The 13,812-nt window shown below is 71.8% G+C and carries 13 protein-coding genes; 11 read left to right on the forward strand and 2 right to left on the reverse strand.

Going from position 1 to position 13,812, the window contains the following annotated elements; genetic code table 11:
* Positions 1–55 precede the first annotated feature (55 nt).
* From AC3YNX_RS05760 to AC3YNX_RS05790, 7 genes are all read left to right on the forward strand, one after another.
* Positions 56–2,038, forward strand: coding sequence for an ABC transporter ATP-binding protein (locus AC3YNX_RS05760; protein ID WP_489994865.1), 1,983 nt, complete (start codon positions 56–58; stop codon positions 2,036–2,038).
* An 85-nt stretch (positions 2,039–2,123) separates the two neighbouring features.
* Entirely contained in the window at positions 2,124–2,909 is a 786-nt protein-coding gene (locus AC3YNX_RS05765; protein WP_241249542.1) for an ABC transporter permease, read from the forward strand.
* 11 nt (positions 2,910–2,920) lie between these two features.
* Positions 2,921–3,916, forward strand: coding sequence for an ABC transporter permease (locus AC3YNX_RS05770; RefSeq protein ID WP_127781746.1), 996 nt, complete (start codon positions 2,921–2,923; stop codon positions 3,914–3,916).
* Positions 3,917–4,005: 89 nt separating this feature from the next.
* On the forward strand, positions 4,006–4,602 hold the full coding sequence (locus AC3YNX_RS05775) for a cysteine hydrolase family protein (protein ID WP_489994866.1): 597 nt from the start codon (positions 4,006–4,008) through the stop codon (positions 4,600–4,602).
* Complete coding sequence (locus AC3YNX_RS05780) at positions 4,599–6,200, forward strand: ABC transporter substrate-binding protein (RefSeq protein ID WP_489994867.1); 1,602 nt, start codon at positions 4,599–4,601, stop codon at positions 6,198–6,200. The genes AC3YNX_RS05775 and AC3YNX_RS05780 overlap by 4 nt, the downstream gene beginning before the upstream one ends.
* 3 nt (positions 6,201–6,203) lie before the next feature.
* Positions 6,204–7,073, forward strand: coding sequence for an N-acyl homoserine lactonase family protein (locus tag AC3YNX_RS05785; RefSeq protein ID WP_489994868.1), 870 nt, complete (start codon positions 6,204–6,206; stop codon positions 7,071–7,073).
* On the forward strand, positions 7,070–8,107 hold the full coding sequence (locus AC3YNX_RS05790; protein WP_127781749.1) for an isopenicillin N synthase family dioxygenase: 1,038 nt from the start codon (positions 7,070–7,072) through the stop codon (positions 8,105–8,107). The genes AC3YNX_RS05785 and AC3YNX_RS05790 overlap by 4 nt, the downstream gene beginning before the upstream one ends.
* A gap of 77 nt (positions 8,108–8,184) precedes the next feature.
* On the opposite strand, the gene AC3YNX_RS05795 is transcribed toward AC3YNX_RS05790, so the two are convergent.
* A complete protein-coding gene (locus AC3YNX_RS05795; RefSeq protein WP_489994869.1) occupies positions 8,185–8,907 on the reverse strand; it encodes a YoaK family protein in 723 nt (240 codons plus the stop codon).
* A gap of 77 nt (positions 8,908–8,984) precedes the next feature.
* A complete protein-coding gene (atzF, locus tag AC3YNX_RS05800; protein WP_489994870.1) occupies positions 8,985–10,775 on the reverse strand; it encodes an allophanate hydrolase in 1,791 nt (596 codons plus the stop codon).
* 169 nt (positions 10,776–10,944) lie between these two features.
* On the opposite strand from atzF, the gene AC3YNX_RS05805 reads away from it, so the two are divergent.
* From AC3YNX_RS05805 to AC3YNX_RS05820, 4 genes are all read left to right on the forward strand, one after another.
* Positions 10,945–11,466, forward strand: a complete 522-nt coding sequence (locus AC3YNX_RS05805) for a DinB family protein (protein ID WP_127781752.1) — start codon at positions 10,945–10,947, stop codon at positions 11,464–11,466.
* An 87-nt stretch (positions 11,467–11,553) separates the two neighbouring features.
* Entirely contained in the window at positions 11,554–12,735 is a 1,182-nt protein-coding gene (locus AC3YNX_RS05810) for an LLM class flavin-dependent oxidoreductase (RefSeq protein WP_489982427.1), read from the forward strand.
* A 30-nt stretch (positions 12,736–12,765) separates the two neighbouring features.
* Complete coding sequence (locus AC3YNX_RS05815; RefSeq protein WP_127781754.1) at positions 12,766–13,125, forward strand: hypothetical protein; 360 nt, start codon at positions 12,766–12,768, stop codon at positions 13,123–13,125.
* A 47-nt stretch (positions 13,126–13,172) separates the two neighbouring features.
* Complete coding sequence (locus AC3YNX_RS05820; protein ID WP_127781755.1) at positions 13,173–13,805, forward strand: hypothetical protein; 633 nt, start codon at positions 13,173–13,175, stop codon at positions 13,803–13,805.
* Positions 13,806–13,812 lie beyond the last annotated feature (7 nt).

Below are 13,812 nucleotides of genomic sequence, written 5' to 3' on the forward strand. Positions count from 1 at the left end.
TGACACCCTCATCACCCGCAGTGCTTCTGACCTGGCCTTGACCACGAACACGTCGGTGAACCAAACAACGGCCGAGGTCGAGGAACTGGAGGTCACTTTTCAGCGAAGGGGCGCTGCAGTTCGCGCCCTCCGGGGCGTCTCCCTCACCATTTCCCCCGGCGAGATCGTGGGCCTGGTGGGCGAGTCCGGTTCCGGGAAAAGCGTTCTGGGGTTTTCCCTGCTGGGTCTGCTGCCGCGGTCCGCCGAGCTGGGTGGTGCCGTGCGCGTGATGGGCTCAGACATGCTGCACGGTGACGAGAAGTCGCGGCAGAAGGTGCGGCGACTCAACCTGGGCTCCATCTTCCAGGACCCGATGACGTCGCTGAACCCGACGATGCGGGTGGGGCAGCAGGTGGCCGAGTCGGCCGGCAGCACCGCAGAGGCGGAGCGCCTGCTCGCCGCGGTGGGCATCCCGGACCCGGCGCGGCGGATGCGCAGCTATCCCCACGAGCTCTCCGGCGGCCTTCGCCAGCGCGTCATGATCGCCATGGCGGTCGCGGGCGACCCCGAGCTGATCGTCGCGGACGAGCCGACCACCGCCCTGGACGTCACGGTCCAGGCGCAGGTGCTGGTGCTGCTGCGTCGACTCCGGGACGAGCTCGGGTGCAGCGTCCTGATGATCACCCACGACCTGGGCGTTGCCGCGCAGATCGCCGACCGGGTGGCCGTGCTCTACGCCGGTCGGATCGCGGAGGTCGGGCCCGCCGCGGAGGTGCTGCAAGCCCCCGCGCACCCGTACACGCACGGGTTGCTGCAGTCACGGCTGACCTTCGACACCCACCGCCAGCGTGCGCTCGCAGTGCTGCCTGGCGAGGTGCCCAGCCCCACCGCGGTGCTGTCGGGTTGCCCCTTCGTCCCGCGCTGCCCGCTCGCGCACGACCAGTGCAGCACCCGGCCACCTGCGCCGACGGAGGCCGGGCCGGGCCGGGTGAGTGCCTGCGTGCTGCCGGCACCCACCGTCCTCGCCCGGCTGCACCCCGAGGAGGCCGTACCTCCCGAGGACGCCGTACCTCCTGACGCGGCCGTGCCCCCCGACGAGGTAGTCGCTCCGCAGACCACCACCGACGACCCAGCGCGCGAGCGTGGCGTGGCGGTCTCCGTGCGCGAGGTCACCAAGGCGTTCCCCACGGGCGGCGCGGTGCGGGGACGGGCTCGGTTGCAGGCCCTGCGGGGGGTCTCCCTCACCGTCGGCGCTGGTGAGGCCGTGGCGATCGTGGGGGAGAGCGGCTCGGGCAAGTCAACCCTGCTCCGAGTGATCGCCGGGCTGGAGACTCCGACGACCGGGCAGGTGGGCCTCGCCGCCACCGAGCGCCCCCAGATGGTCTTCCAGGACGCCGGCGCCTCGCTGACACCGTGGATGTCGGTGCAGGAGCTGGTCTCCGAGCGCCTGCGAGGCCGCAAGCTCTCGCGCCGGCAGCGCGACGCGCGGGTGACCGAGGCGCTCACTCGGGTGGGCCTGCCTGCCGACGTGGCCAGGGCCCGCGCAGCCCAGCTCTCCGGCGGGCAGCGCCAACGGGTGTCGCTGGCCCGCGCCACCGTGGTGCCCCCGGCGGTGCTGCTCTGCGACGAGCCGACCAGTGCTCTGGACGTCTCCCTCGCCGCCTCGGTGATCAACCTGATCGGGCAGCTGCGGGAGAGCCTGGACATGGCCGTGGTGTTCGTGACCCACGACCTGTCCGTCGCCCGGGTGGTCGCCGACCGCATCGCCGTGATGTACCTGGGTCGGATCGTGGAGATCGGCGACGTCGAGCAGGTCACCGCCCGCCCCGCCCACCCCTACACGCAGGCGCTCATCGCCTCGATCCCCGACATCGGCCGCGAGCCGGAGGTGATGATCGGAGAGCCGGGCAGCCCTCTGTCACCGCCCTCCGGCTGCGCCTTCCACCCCCGGTGCCCGCTTGCCATCGCCACCTGCAGCGAGCCTGCGCTGGACGTCGGGCTGGAGGGGACGCCCGGCAGCAACCACCGAGTGGCGTGCATCGAGCGGAGGGCGAGCTGACATGACGCTGACCTTGTCCAGGGCGGTGCCGCTGGCCGCACCCGCTCGACGCCGGACCCGCTGGTTCAGCTCACGCGGAGCCACCATGAGCTGGCTGGGAGCCAGCCTGCTGCTGCTGCTCACGCTGGTGGCCGTGGCGGTGCCGGTCCTGGCGCCGCACGACCCCTTGCTGCCCGTGGGAGTACCGCTGACCGGGCCGTCCTGGGGGGCGAACCTGCTGGGCACCGACAGCATCGGCAGGGACGTGCTCAGCCGGGTGCTGTACGGGGTGCGGGCCAGCTGGTTCGCCGCCCTCGCCGTGGTCGCCCTCGGCGTGCTGGTCGGCGGCCTGGTGGGCCTCGTCGCCGGGATGGCCGGTGGCTGGGTCGACTTCGCCCTGATGCGCATCACCGACGGCTTCCTCTCCATGCCGGCGCCGGTGCTGGCCATCGCCGTGGTGGCCGCACTGGGTCCTGGCTTCCTGCACACCTTGATCGCGGTGTCCATCGTGTGGTGGCCCTTCTACGCCCGGCTGGTCCGCGGCGAGGTGGCTCGCCTGATGGCTCGGCCACACGTCGAGGCGGCGCGGTTGGCGGGGGCCGGACGGTTGCGCCTGGCCCGGCGCCACGTGCTGCCCGGAGCCGTTCCCAACACGGTGGTGGCTGCCAGCCAGGACATCGGAGCGCTCGTCCTCACGTTGGCCGCGCTGTCCTTCCTCGGGCTCGGCCAGTCCGCCCCCGCCGCGGAGCTGGGTGCGGACACCGCCCGCAACCTCAGCTACTTCCTGCAGCAGTGGTGGATCCCGGTGCTGCCAGGCGTGGGGGTCCTGCTGCTCACCCTGGTCGCCAACATCGCCGGGGACAGCGCCCGCAACCTCATGAAGACGAGCTGAGAGGACCCGCCGTGCCTGCCTTCGTGCTCAAGCGCCTCTCGGCGATGGTGCTGATCCTGGTGGTCCTCACCGGGGTGATGTTCGTGCTCCAGAGCGTCTCCAGCCTCGACCCGGTGCACGCCCAGCTGGGCGCACAGGCATCTGCGGACGCCGTGGCGGCCCGCCGGCACGAGCTGGGGCTCGACCTTCCGCTCACCACCCAGTTCTGGAACTACCTGGTCGCGGTGGTGCAGGGTGACTTCGGGACGTCCTTCCGCACCCGCCGCCCAGTGGGCACCGACCTGTTGTCGTTCGTGCCCGCGACGCTCGAGCTGGCGCTGGCCGGCATCACCATCGCGCTGCTGCTGGCCATGCTGCTCGCCTTCAGCACCACGCTGCGCTGGCGCGGCGCCGAGGTGCTCCGGGTGGTGCTGTTCACCGGGGCAGCGGCGCCGATGTTCCTGCTCGGCATCGTGGGGATCATCGTCTTCTACCAGCAGCTGGGCTGGCTGCCCGCCACCGGCCGCTCGTCCGTGGCCGACCTGCCGGACGGCCCCACCGGACTGCTCACCGTCGACGGGCTGCTGGCCGGGCGCCTGGACGTGGTGGCCGACGCGCTGCAACACCTGGTGCTGCCGGCCACGGCGCTGGCGCTCGGGCCCGCGGTGGCGATCGGCCGGGTGCTGCGCTCCAGCCTGCTCACCGACCTGGAGAGCGACTACGCCCGCACCGGCCGCGCCAAGGGCTTGTCCAGCCGGGGGGTGCTGTTCAAGCACGTGCTGCGCAACTGCGTCGGATCCTCCCTGGCGATGACCGGCCTGCAGCTGGGGCTGATGTTCTCCGGAGTGCTGGTCGTGGAGCAGGTCTTCGCCTGGCCCGGCATCGGGCAGTACGTGGCCCAGAGCATCCCGGTCGCCGATTTCCCCGCCATCGCCGGCGTCACCCTGCTCCTCGGCGCCGTCTACGTCGTCATCAACGCGGTCGTCGACCTGCTCCAGGCGGCCGCCGATCCCCGCATCAAGGTCTGACTCCCCTCGACCTCCCCTTCCTCCTGCTCTTCCGCCGACAACCAGAGGAGACTGCCGTGCCAGCTCAGCCCCTGATAGTGGGAAATCCCGTGCTCGTGGTCGTCGACATGCAGGAGGGCGCCGGCCTGCCCGGCGACGAGATGGGCATCGAGGTGATGGGGGGCAACGCTGACCGTGTCGCCCGGGTCGAGGGCCTGCTCGCAGCGGCCCGAGACGCCGGCGTCCCGGTGGTGTTCTTCCAGGAGGTGCACCGCCCCAGTGGGATCGACTTCGGGCGCGAGCTGGACGGCGCCGAGGGTCCGCACTGCATCGAGGGTGCCCGGGGCACCGCGCTGGAGCCGAGCCTGCGACCGCGGGAGGACGAGTTCCACATCGTCAAGCGGCGCTACTCCGGATTCATCGGCACCGAGCTCGAGATCGTGCTGCGCGGGCTGCGGGCATCCACGCTGATCCTGGTCGGTGGGCTCACCGACGTCTGTGTGCACTACACCTTCGCCGACGCCCACCAGCGCGACTTCTACGTCCGGGTGGTCTCCGACTGCGTGGGTGGCTCGTCCGAGCGCAGCCACGCGGCCGCGCTCGAGGCCATGGAGTACCTGCAGACCGGTGCCGTGCGCACCAGCGACGAGATCGTCGCTGCGTTCAACAACCTCAGCCTGTCCCACCTCGAAGGAGCAAGCCTGTGAGAAGACGACCGGGACTGACCTCCTCGCGGCGACGCGTCCTTGCCGCTGGCGCCATGGCCGCCGCGGTGGCGCTCACCCTCACCGCGTGCGGGGGTGGTGGGTCCAGCGCACCCAACGCCGCTCCCACCGACACGGTGCTCAAGCTGTCGTTCCTGCAGGACATCGGCCAGCCCCCAGACCCGGACATCTACTACGCGGGTCAGGGCCTGATGCTCACCACCAACACCTACGAGGGGCTGCTCCAGTTCAAGGCAGGCACCGAGAAGCCGGTGCTCGAGCCGCTGCTGGCCACCTCCTGGACTGCCTCGCCGGACAACCGGGTGTTCAGCTTCGTGCTGCGCCAGGGCGTCACCTTCCACGACGGCACCCCCTTCACCGCCGCGGCGATCAAGGCGTCCTTCGACCGGCGGCTCGCGGTGAACCAGGGACCGGCGTACATGGTGGCCGACGTGGCCACGGTGACCACCGACGGCGACTACCGGGCCACCATCACCCTGGCCGAGCCCAACTCCGCGTTCCTGGACTACCTCGCCTCGCCCTACGGCCCCCGCATGATGAGCCCGACGGCGCTGGCCCAGCACGCCGGTTCCGACCACGCCCAGACCTACCTGCAGACCCACGACATCGGCACCGGCCCCTACACGCTCTCCGACGCCCAGGTCGGCTCGCGCTACGCGCTCAAGGCCTACCCCGGCTACTGGGGGAAGAAGCCGTACTTCACCGACGTCGAGCTGCCCGTCCTCACCGACACCTCCGCGCAGCAGCTGCAGTTCAAGAACGGCCAGGTAGCCGCCATCACCCACGACCTGCCCTCGTCAGCGGTGGAGTCGTACAGCAAGAACACCGGGTTCACCAGCTACTCCCTGCCCACCATGATGTCCGGCAACATCTACGTGAACCCCAACAAGGGGATGTTCACCGACGTCACGACCAGACGCGCGCTGCAGCAGGCGATCGACGTGGAAAGCCTGGTCAAGCAGACCTACTTCGGCCGGGGCACGGTGGCCAAGCAGGTCTACCCACCGAACATGATCGACCCGCAGCTCGCGCTGCAGACCGTCCGCCATGATCCAGCGCCGCTGACGAAGGTGGCCGCCGGCCTGCCCTCGGACCAGAAGAACATCACCGTGGGCTACGACTCGTCCAACCCGGACTACCAGCTGGTGGCGAACCTGGTCTCTACCCAGCTGGCGAGCATGGGGATCACGGCCAAGGTCCAGGGGTATCCCTCCTCGGAGGTCTACGGCTGGGTGGGCACCAAGGGCAAGGACGCGCCGGAGCTCTTCGCCTCGAGCGCCTGGCCGGACGCCCCCTCGCCCTACACGTGGGGGCACATCACCTACGACCCCGACGGTGGCCTGAACTACCTGGGCTGCTCCTCGCCAGAGACCACCAGCGCGTTGACGGAGGGCAAGCGGACCGGCTCCAGCGAGGCGTTCTCGACCGCAGCCGCCAGGGCGCTGGAGACGGGCTGCTGGCTCAACTTCGTCGACATCAACGACTTCATCGTCGCGCAGTCCTGGCTCAAGGGCGTGGAGAAGGCCCACGTCGTCACCAACCCCACGGCGCTGCGCCTGGCCGAGCTGACGGTGGGCTGAGCGATGGGAAACCTGGTTCGTCGAATCGTGCTGCTGACCCTCGGCTGGGAAGAGCTGCCCAAGTCGGTCTCCGTGCACGGCGCGCCCGCTCACGAGCGCCTGCGGGAGCCCGTGCCCGGGGTGCTGCTGCAGGCCGACGGGGGGTGGGTGCTGCTGGACACGGGCTTCAACACCGCCCTCATCCGGGACGCTGCCCTGCGCCAGCGCTTCTACCCGGGCGTGGACTACGTCCCGGTGATCTCCCCGACGGGGGAGCCCGTCGAGCAGGCGCTCGCCGACATCGGGGTGGACGTCGACGACATCCACGCGGTGGGCGTCAGCCACCTGCACCACGACCACTCCGGTGGGCTCAAGCTGTTTGCCGGCAAGGTGCCGGTGCACGCCCAGCGGCGGGAGCTGGAGTACGGCCTGTCCAACCACCCGGAGCCGGAGCGCCACGCGATGGCCAGGATCGACTTCGACGACCCGCGGATCGACTGGCGGCTCGCCGACGGGGACGCCGAGATCGCCCCAGGCATCCACGCCGTGCCCACCTACGGGCACACCCCCGGCCACCAGAGCTTCTCCGTCGAGCTCGACGAGTCGGTGGGCGGCGGCGGGTTCGTCTTCGCCTTCGACGCCGCCGACCTGACCGAGAACATCGAGCACGAGCTGGCCATCGGCGGTTTCGTGGGGGTGGCCCCCGAGGAGACCGTGGAACCCATCCGGCGGCTCAAGCGCCTCGCCACCGAGCGCGGCTTCACCCTCGTGCCCGGGCACGACCCGCACGTCTGGCCCGAGCTGACCGAGCACTTTTACGAGCGCTTCGGCCCGGTCGGTGCCCACTCCCACTCCCGTCTCGTCGCCCACCCAGAAGGAGAAGTGCCGGCATGAGCAAGACCACGTCGTTCCAGTCCGTGCCCATCATCGACATCGGTGGCCTGCGCTCGGCCGACCCCGACGCGCAGCAGGCGGTGGTCGCCGAGATCGGCCGTGCCTCCCGGGAGGTGGGCTTCTTCTACGTGAGCAACACCGGGGTCGACCCGGCGCTGTTCGACAGCCTGGTGGAGGTGACGAGGGACTTCTTCGCCCGGCCGCTGGAGGAGAAGATGCGCACCTACATCGGGCTGTCCCGGTGCCACCGCGGGTACGTCCCGATGGGGGAGGAGGGCGACCCGGCGAAGGTGGACCTGAAGGAGGCCTTCGACTCAGCGCTCGACCTGCCTGCCGACGACCCGGACCATCTGGCGGGCAACCCCATGCTCGGGCCCAACACCTGGCCGGACATCCCCGGTTTCGCCGAGACGGTGACCGCCTACTACACCGCGGTGCTCGGGGTCGGGAACCAGCTGCTGCGCGCGTTCGCGGTGGCTCTGGGCGAGGACCCCGAGCTGTTCACCGCCAAGGCCACCAAGACGCCGAGCCAGTTGCGGCTGATGCACTACTGGCGCAACGACGAGGCGGTGGACGTGGAGGGCATCGGGGCGCACAGCGACTACGAGTGCTTCACCCTGCTCAAGCCCACCGCACCCGGCCTGGAGGTGCTCAACGGAGCCGGCGAGTGGATCGACGTCCCACCTGTGCCGGACACCTTCGTGGTGAACATCGGCGACCTGCTCGAGCTGTGGACCGCGGGAGAGTTCGTCGCCACCACCCACCGGGTGCGCAAGGTGCAGGAGGAGCGGTACTCCTTCCCGCTCTTCTTCAACGTCGACTACGACACGGTGGTGGCGCCGCTGCCCCAGTTCGCCTCCGCTGACGGCCGCGAGCGTCCGGCGCTGAAGGCCGGTGAGCACCTCTTCGCCCAGACCGCGCAGTCGTTCCAGTACCTGCGCACGCGGCTGGAGAGTGGGGAGCTCACCCTGCCGGAGGGTTCTGTGCCCCGGGGACAGTTCGGTCAGGGAGCGCTCCAGGCCAAGGCCGGGTAGGCCGGGTCCCGCTGGGGGCGTCTGCTGGCGACGCCCCCAGCTGCGGTGCCGGACGCCGTGCCCCGAGCGGAGGGGCGTCAGGCCGCGGGCCGCGGCACCTGACGGAGCCGGCTCAGCGCCCCGGCCAGCAGCACCGGCCCCAGGCTGGCCAGGTGCACCGCCGGCACCGCCTGGGGGGCGTGGCGCACCAGCGCCCCGGCGAGGGCAGCACCGCCGACCAGCCCACCGAGCGCCAGCAGAGCCCGCTGCGCCGGCTCACCGCGCCGGCCGTTGACCAGCTGCACCACCAGCGTGGTGAGCGTGCCGGTGAGGTACGTGGTGGACAGCCCGGGCACCCCCAGGCGCTGCACCGCGGCAGCCTGGATGCCCAGCGCGAGGCAGCTGGCGACCAGCAGCGCCAGCGCCGCACCCTGGTCGGGGCGCCCGTCCTCGGCCCACCACACGACCGCGTAGACCACCAGCAGCGCCAGCTCCACGGCCAGAGCGGGCTGGACGGCCCGCGGCCACAGCACGTCGGGCTTGCGGGCCAGCCCCACCATCCAGCCGCCGAGGGCAGCGCCGACGACGTAGAGGCCGATGGCGGTGGCGGCCTTGCCGAGGGTGGGCCAGTCCTGGTCGCCGAGGGAGAGCCCGAAGATCACCATGTTGCCGGTCATCACGCTGGTGAAGACGCCCCCGAGCAGCAGGTAGCTGGTGGCGTCGGTGGCGCCGCTGTTCACCGCCAGCAGCGTCACCAGGACGTTGCGCAGCCTGAGGTCAGCAGGCTCTGCGGGGCCGGTGCTGCCCGCCTGGGACGTCACCCTCTCCAGTGTGCCCAAGCACCCACGCGCCCCGGCCCGGGTGGCGTCTGCTCAGCGCGGCGCCTGGGGCACGGGGCTCACGGGGTCATGGGGGTGCTGCCGCGCTCCAGGTACGCGACCCAGCCGCCGAAGCTGGTGATCTCGCGGCCGGTCTCGGCCGCCTCGCTGGGGCACAGGAACCCGGTGCACTGCGAGCCGTCGTCCAGGCGCACCGTGCCCAGCACCATCGGCTCGGGCAGCTCGGCCAGGAAGGTGCCCAGCCCGGCCGGTGGCAGCAGCCACTTCTCCCCGGCGATGGCGGCACCCCAGGCGGCGTCGTGCACCAGTCCCGGCTTGGGCGGGGTGGTGGGCAGGGCGTGCAGGCGATACTCCGGCGCCGTGCGCACCGGGCCCACCAGGCGCGCGCCGCGCTCGGTGAGCTGGTGGTTGAGCGGGTGGCCGGCCAGGTGTGCGCCCACCACCACCAGCTCCAGGCTGGGCTGCGCGCCCACCACCGCCACGTCGTTGCTGCCCTTCCCGTCGAGCAGGTGGGCAACGTCAGCGGCCACCCGGTCGTGGAACGCCGGGGCCAGCACCGTCACCCCGAACGGGGCGCCGTCGGCCTCGCCGGCGGGCACCGCCACCCCGCACAGGTCCAGCAGGTTGGCGAAGTTGGTGTAGGTGCCCAGCCGGCTGTTCACCCCGACCGGGTCGGCCTGCACCTCGGCGATGGTGGGGTTCTCGGTGGTGGTGGGCAGCAGCAGCGTGTCCACCTCGGCGAACACCGCACGCGCCAGGCGGGCGAAGCCGGCCAGCCGTCCCTGGTCCGCCACCAGCTCGTGCGCCGGAACGTCCTGGGCGCCCAGGATGATGGAGGACACCACCGGGTCGGCGTCAGCGGGTTGGGTGGCCAGGAAGGGGCCCACCGCGGCGTAGCGCTCGGCCACCAGCGCACCGTTGTAGAGCAGCGTGGCCGCCTCCAGCAGCGGGGCGATGTCCACCGGCACCAGCGTGGCGCCGGCCTGACGGAGCTGCTCAGCCGTCTCGGTGAAGCGCTGAACCCGGGCGGGCGAGAGGTGCAGCAGCTGAGCCTCGTCAGGCACGCCTACCTTGGGCGCCGGAGGTGCGGCCAGCGGGGCATCGGTGGGCCAGGGGCGTGAGCTGGGGTCAGCAGCCTCGGGTCCGAACAGCACGGCCGTGACCGCCTCCGCCGCGGCCAGGGTGGGGGCGAAGACGCTGACCGTGTCGTAGGAGCGGGCCGCAGGCACCACGCCCAGGGAGGGCACCAGGCCCAGGGTGGGCTTGATCCCGACGATGCCGTGCAGCGCAGCCGGCACCCGCCCCGACCCTGCGGTGTCGGTGCCCAGCGCGAAGTCCACGGTGCCCAGCGCCACGGCGACGGCCGACCCGGAGCTGGAACCGCCGGAGATGCGCTCCGGGGCGTGGGCGTTGCGCACCACGCCGTACGGGCTGCGGGTGCCCACCAGCCCGGTGGCGAACTGGTCCATGTTGGTCTTGCCCACCACGATGGCGCCGGCCTGCACCAGCCGCACCACCGCCGGTGCGCTGACCGTGGGCTGGTAGGCGAAGCTGGGGCAGGCCGCGGTGGTGGACAGCCCAGCCACGTCGATGTTGTCCTTGACGCCGAACACCGTGCCGGCCAGCGGCAGCACCTCGCCCGCCTGCACCCGGGCGTCCACCTCGGCCGCCTCCGCGAGCAGCTCGGCGGGCGGGCGCAGCGCGATCCAGGCCTCGGGACGCTCGCGCAGCGCGAGGCTGGCCAGCGTCGCCTCCACCCGTCGGGTCGCACTGACAGCGGGGGTCTCGAGCACCACCGGGCGCTCCTGCACCGAGGTCGTCGTGCCGCCTCGGCGTGCCGTTGTGTCCATGCGGGCGAAGGTATCCCGCGACAGTTACGCCATCAGGGCCTACGTGTTACGGGCCGGGGTCGGGGCGATGTGCGGGCAGTCACAGTTCTGTCGGTGCTGTCTCCTACCTTGGGAAAGGCCCCAGAGGCCTCGCCCCAGAGGACTCCCGCCCCGACCCGAGGAGAACGTCATGAGCGACCTGTCAGTCAACCCCGCCCCGGCCGGAGGAGAGCTGGCTGAGCTGCTGGGCACCCTGGCCCAGCACCGGCAGTTCCTGCGGCACACCGTCCGCGACCTCACCGACGAGCAGGCCGCCCAGCGGACCACCGCCAGCACGCTGACCCTGGGCGGGTTGATCAAGCACGTCGCCGCCACCGAGCGGCAGTGGGCCAGCTTCCTCACCGAGGGTGCGGCCGCGATGATGGGCGGCGGCACGGCGCAGTGGGCGGACGGCTTCCAGATGGTCGAGGGCGACACCCTGGCCGGGCTGCTCGACGGCTACGAGGAGACTGCCCGCCGCACCGAGGCGCTCGCCGCCTCGCTGCCCGACCTGGACACCGCCCAGGCGCTGCCCGACGCCCCGTGGTTCCCCCAGGGCCTGAGCTGGACCGGGCGCCGGGTGCTGCTGCACCTCATCGCCGAGACGGCCCAGCACTCCGGGCACGCCGACATCATCCGCGAGTCGCTGGACGGAGCCAAGACCATGGCCTGAGCGACGGCCGCCTTCCGCTGGCCGCGTGGTGTGACGCAGGTTACATTTGACCTTCGTCAACGGTGATGAGCGCGCGAGAGGCACACCATGAGCAAGCTGCGGTTCGGCACGTTCCTGGCCCCGTTCCACCCCGCGGGGGAGAACCCGACGCTGGCGCTGCAGCGGGACCTGCGCCTCGTCCAGCACCTCGACGACCTGGGCTACGACGAGGCCTGGATCGGCGAGCACCACTCGGCGGGCAGCGAGATCATCGCCTCGCCGGAGATCTTCATCGCCGCCGCCGCCGAGCGCACCCGGCGCATCAAGCTGGGCACCGGCGTCACCTCCATCAGCTACCACAACCCGCTGTGGGTGGCTGACCGCATGGTGCTGCTCGATCACCTCACCCGGGGCCGCAGCATGCTCGGCGTCGGCCCGGGCTCGCTGCCCACCGACTCGGCGATGATCGGGCTCAACCCCACCGACACGCGCGAGCTGCTCGACGTCAACATCGACATCATCATGCGGTTGCTGGCCGGCGAGACAGTCACCGAGCAGACCGCCACCCACAACCTGGTGGACGCCCGGCTGCAGCTGCGGCCCTACTCCGAGCCCTGCTTCGACATCGCCGTCGCCGCGGTCGCCTCGCCCACCGGTCCCCGGCTGGCCGGGCGCTACGGCGTGGGGCTGCTGTCCATCGGGGCCACGCTGACCCAGGACGGCTTCGACGCCCTCGCGCTGCACTGGGGCGTGGTGCAGGAGCGGGCGGCGCACTTCCACCAGCCCCCGCCGGACCGGGACAAGTGGCGCCTGGTGGGGCTGATGCACGTTGCCGAGACCCGCGAGCAGGCCTACCGCGACGTGGAGCACGGGATCGAGCAGTGGTTCAGGTACTTCCAGAAGGTGGCGGCGTTCCCACAGATGGGGGTGGAGGGCGGCGACGTCCGCGAGATGATCGACTTCATCAACGACCACGGGGTGGGGGTCATCGGCACGCCCGACGACGCCCGCGCCCAGGTGCAGCGCCTGCAGGAGCAGTCCGGGGGCTTCGGCGCCATGCTGCTGCTCAGCCACGAGTGGGCCAACCCCGAGGCCACCCGCCGCTCCTACGAGCTGGTCGCCCAGCACGTGATGCCGCACTTCCAGGGCCCGGGCCGCAGCCACGCCGAGTCCACCCTGGCCGCCAAGGCCTACGCCACCGGAGTGCGCGACAGCCACGCCGACGCCCAGTGGAGCGCCGTCAGCCACATGGCCGACAAGTACGCCAAGGAGCTCGCCGACAAGCCGTGACGGCAGGACTCGCGTGACAGAATGGCTTGCATGGCAACGATCGTTCTGTCCGACAGCATCCTGCGGGTACGGCTGAACGTGGGCGAGCACGTGGGCGGGTTGCTGCGCAACCTCCAGGTGCCCGCCTCGTCCGTGCGAGACGTCGAGCTGGTGCCCAACGGCCTCAAGGCGTTGCGCGGCCTGCGCGCCCCCGGGCTGGGGCTGCCGGGCCTGCGAGCCATCGGCACCTGGCGCCACAAGGGTGAGCGCACCATGGTCTCGGTGCGGCGCGGGCAGCCGGCCGTGCGGGTGCGGCTGAGCGGGCAGCGCTTCGACACCCTGCTGATCGGCATGGACGACGCGGAGCTGGTGGCGGACGCGCTGCGGGCCCGGCTCGGCGTGCGTCTCTGACCGGTGGCGACGGGCTCACCCGCTGGTTGTGCGACAAGATGCCTGCCATGACGACACCTGTTGCCGCACCGGCGCGATCCTGGTCGCTGTACTCCGAGGTCCCTGAGCGTCGCTCGCGCCAGGTGATCAGCGACCTCGGGGTGCTGCTGTGGTGCGTGGTGTGGATCGTGCTCGCCGGGATGCTGCGGGAACGGGTGCTCGACGTCCAGGACACCGCCCGCCGCGCCGAGGCGGCCGGCACCAAGCTCAACAACGAGCTGGGCGACGCCAGCGCCATCCTCGGCAGCGTGCCCCTGCTGGGCGGCACCCTCGCCTCGCCGCTGCGCACCGCCGGCGAGGCCGGCACCGACCTGGTCGCCGTGGGGCGCAGCGCGCAGAGCGCGGTCGGGACCACCGCCACCATGCTCTACGCCCTCGTGCTGGTCCTCTGTGTCGGGGTGGTGCTCGTCTGGTGGGTGGTCAACCGGTTGCGCTGGGCCAACGACGCCCAGGCGGCCAGCGTGCTCCGGGGCAGCCGGGAGGGCCTGCAGGTGCTGGGCCTGCGCGCGGCGGGCCGGGCGCCGGTGGGTGCCCTGGGCGCGGTGCTGCAGTCGCGCCCGGCCGGCGTGGACCAGCAGACCCTGGAGGCGCTGGGCACCCTGGAGCTGCAGCGGCTGGGCGTCCGCCCGCACGGAGGCTGACCGGTGC

The sequence above is a fragment of the Rhodococcus sp. Z13_19A genome, assembly GCF_058133575.1.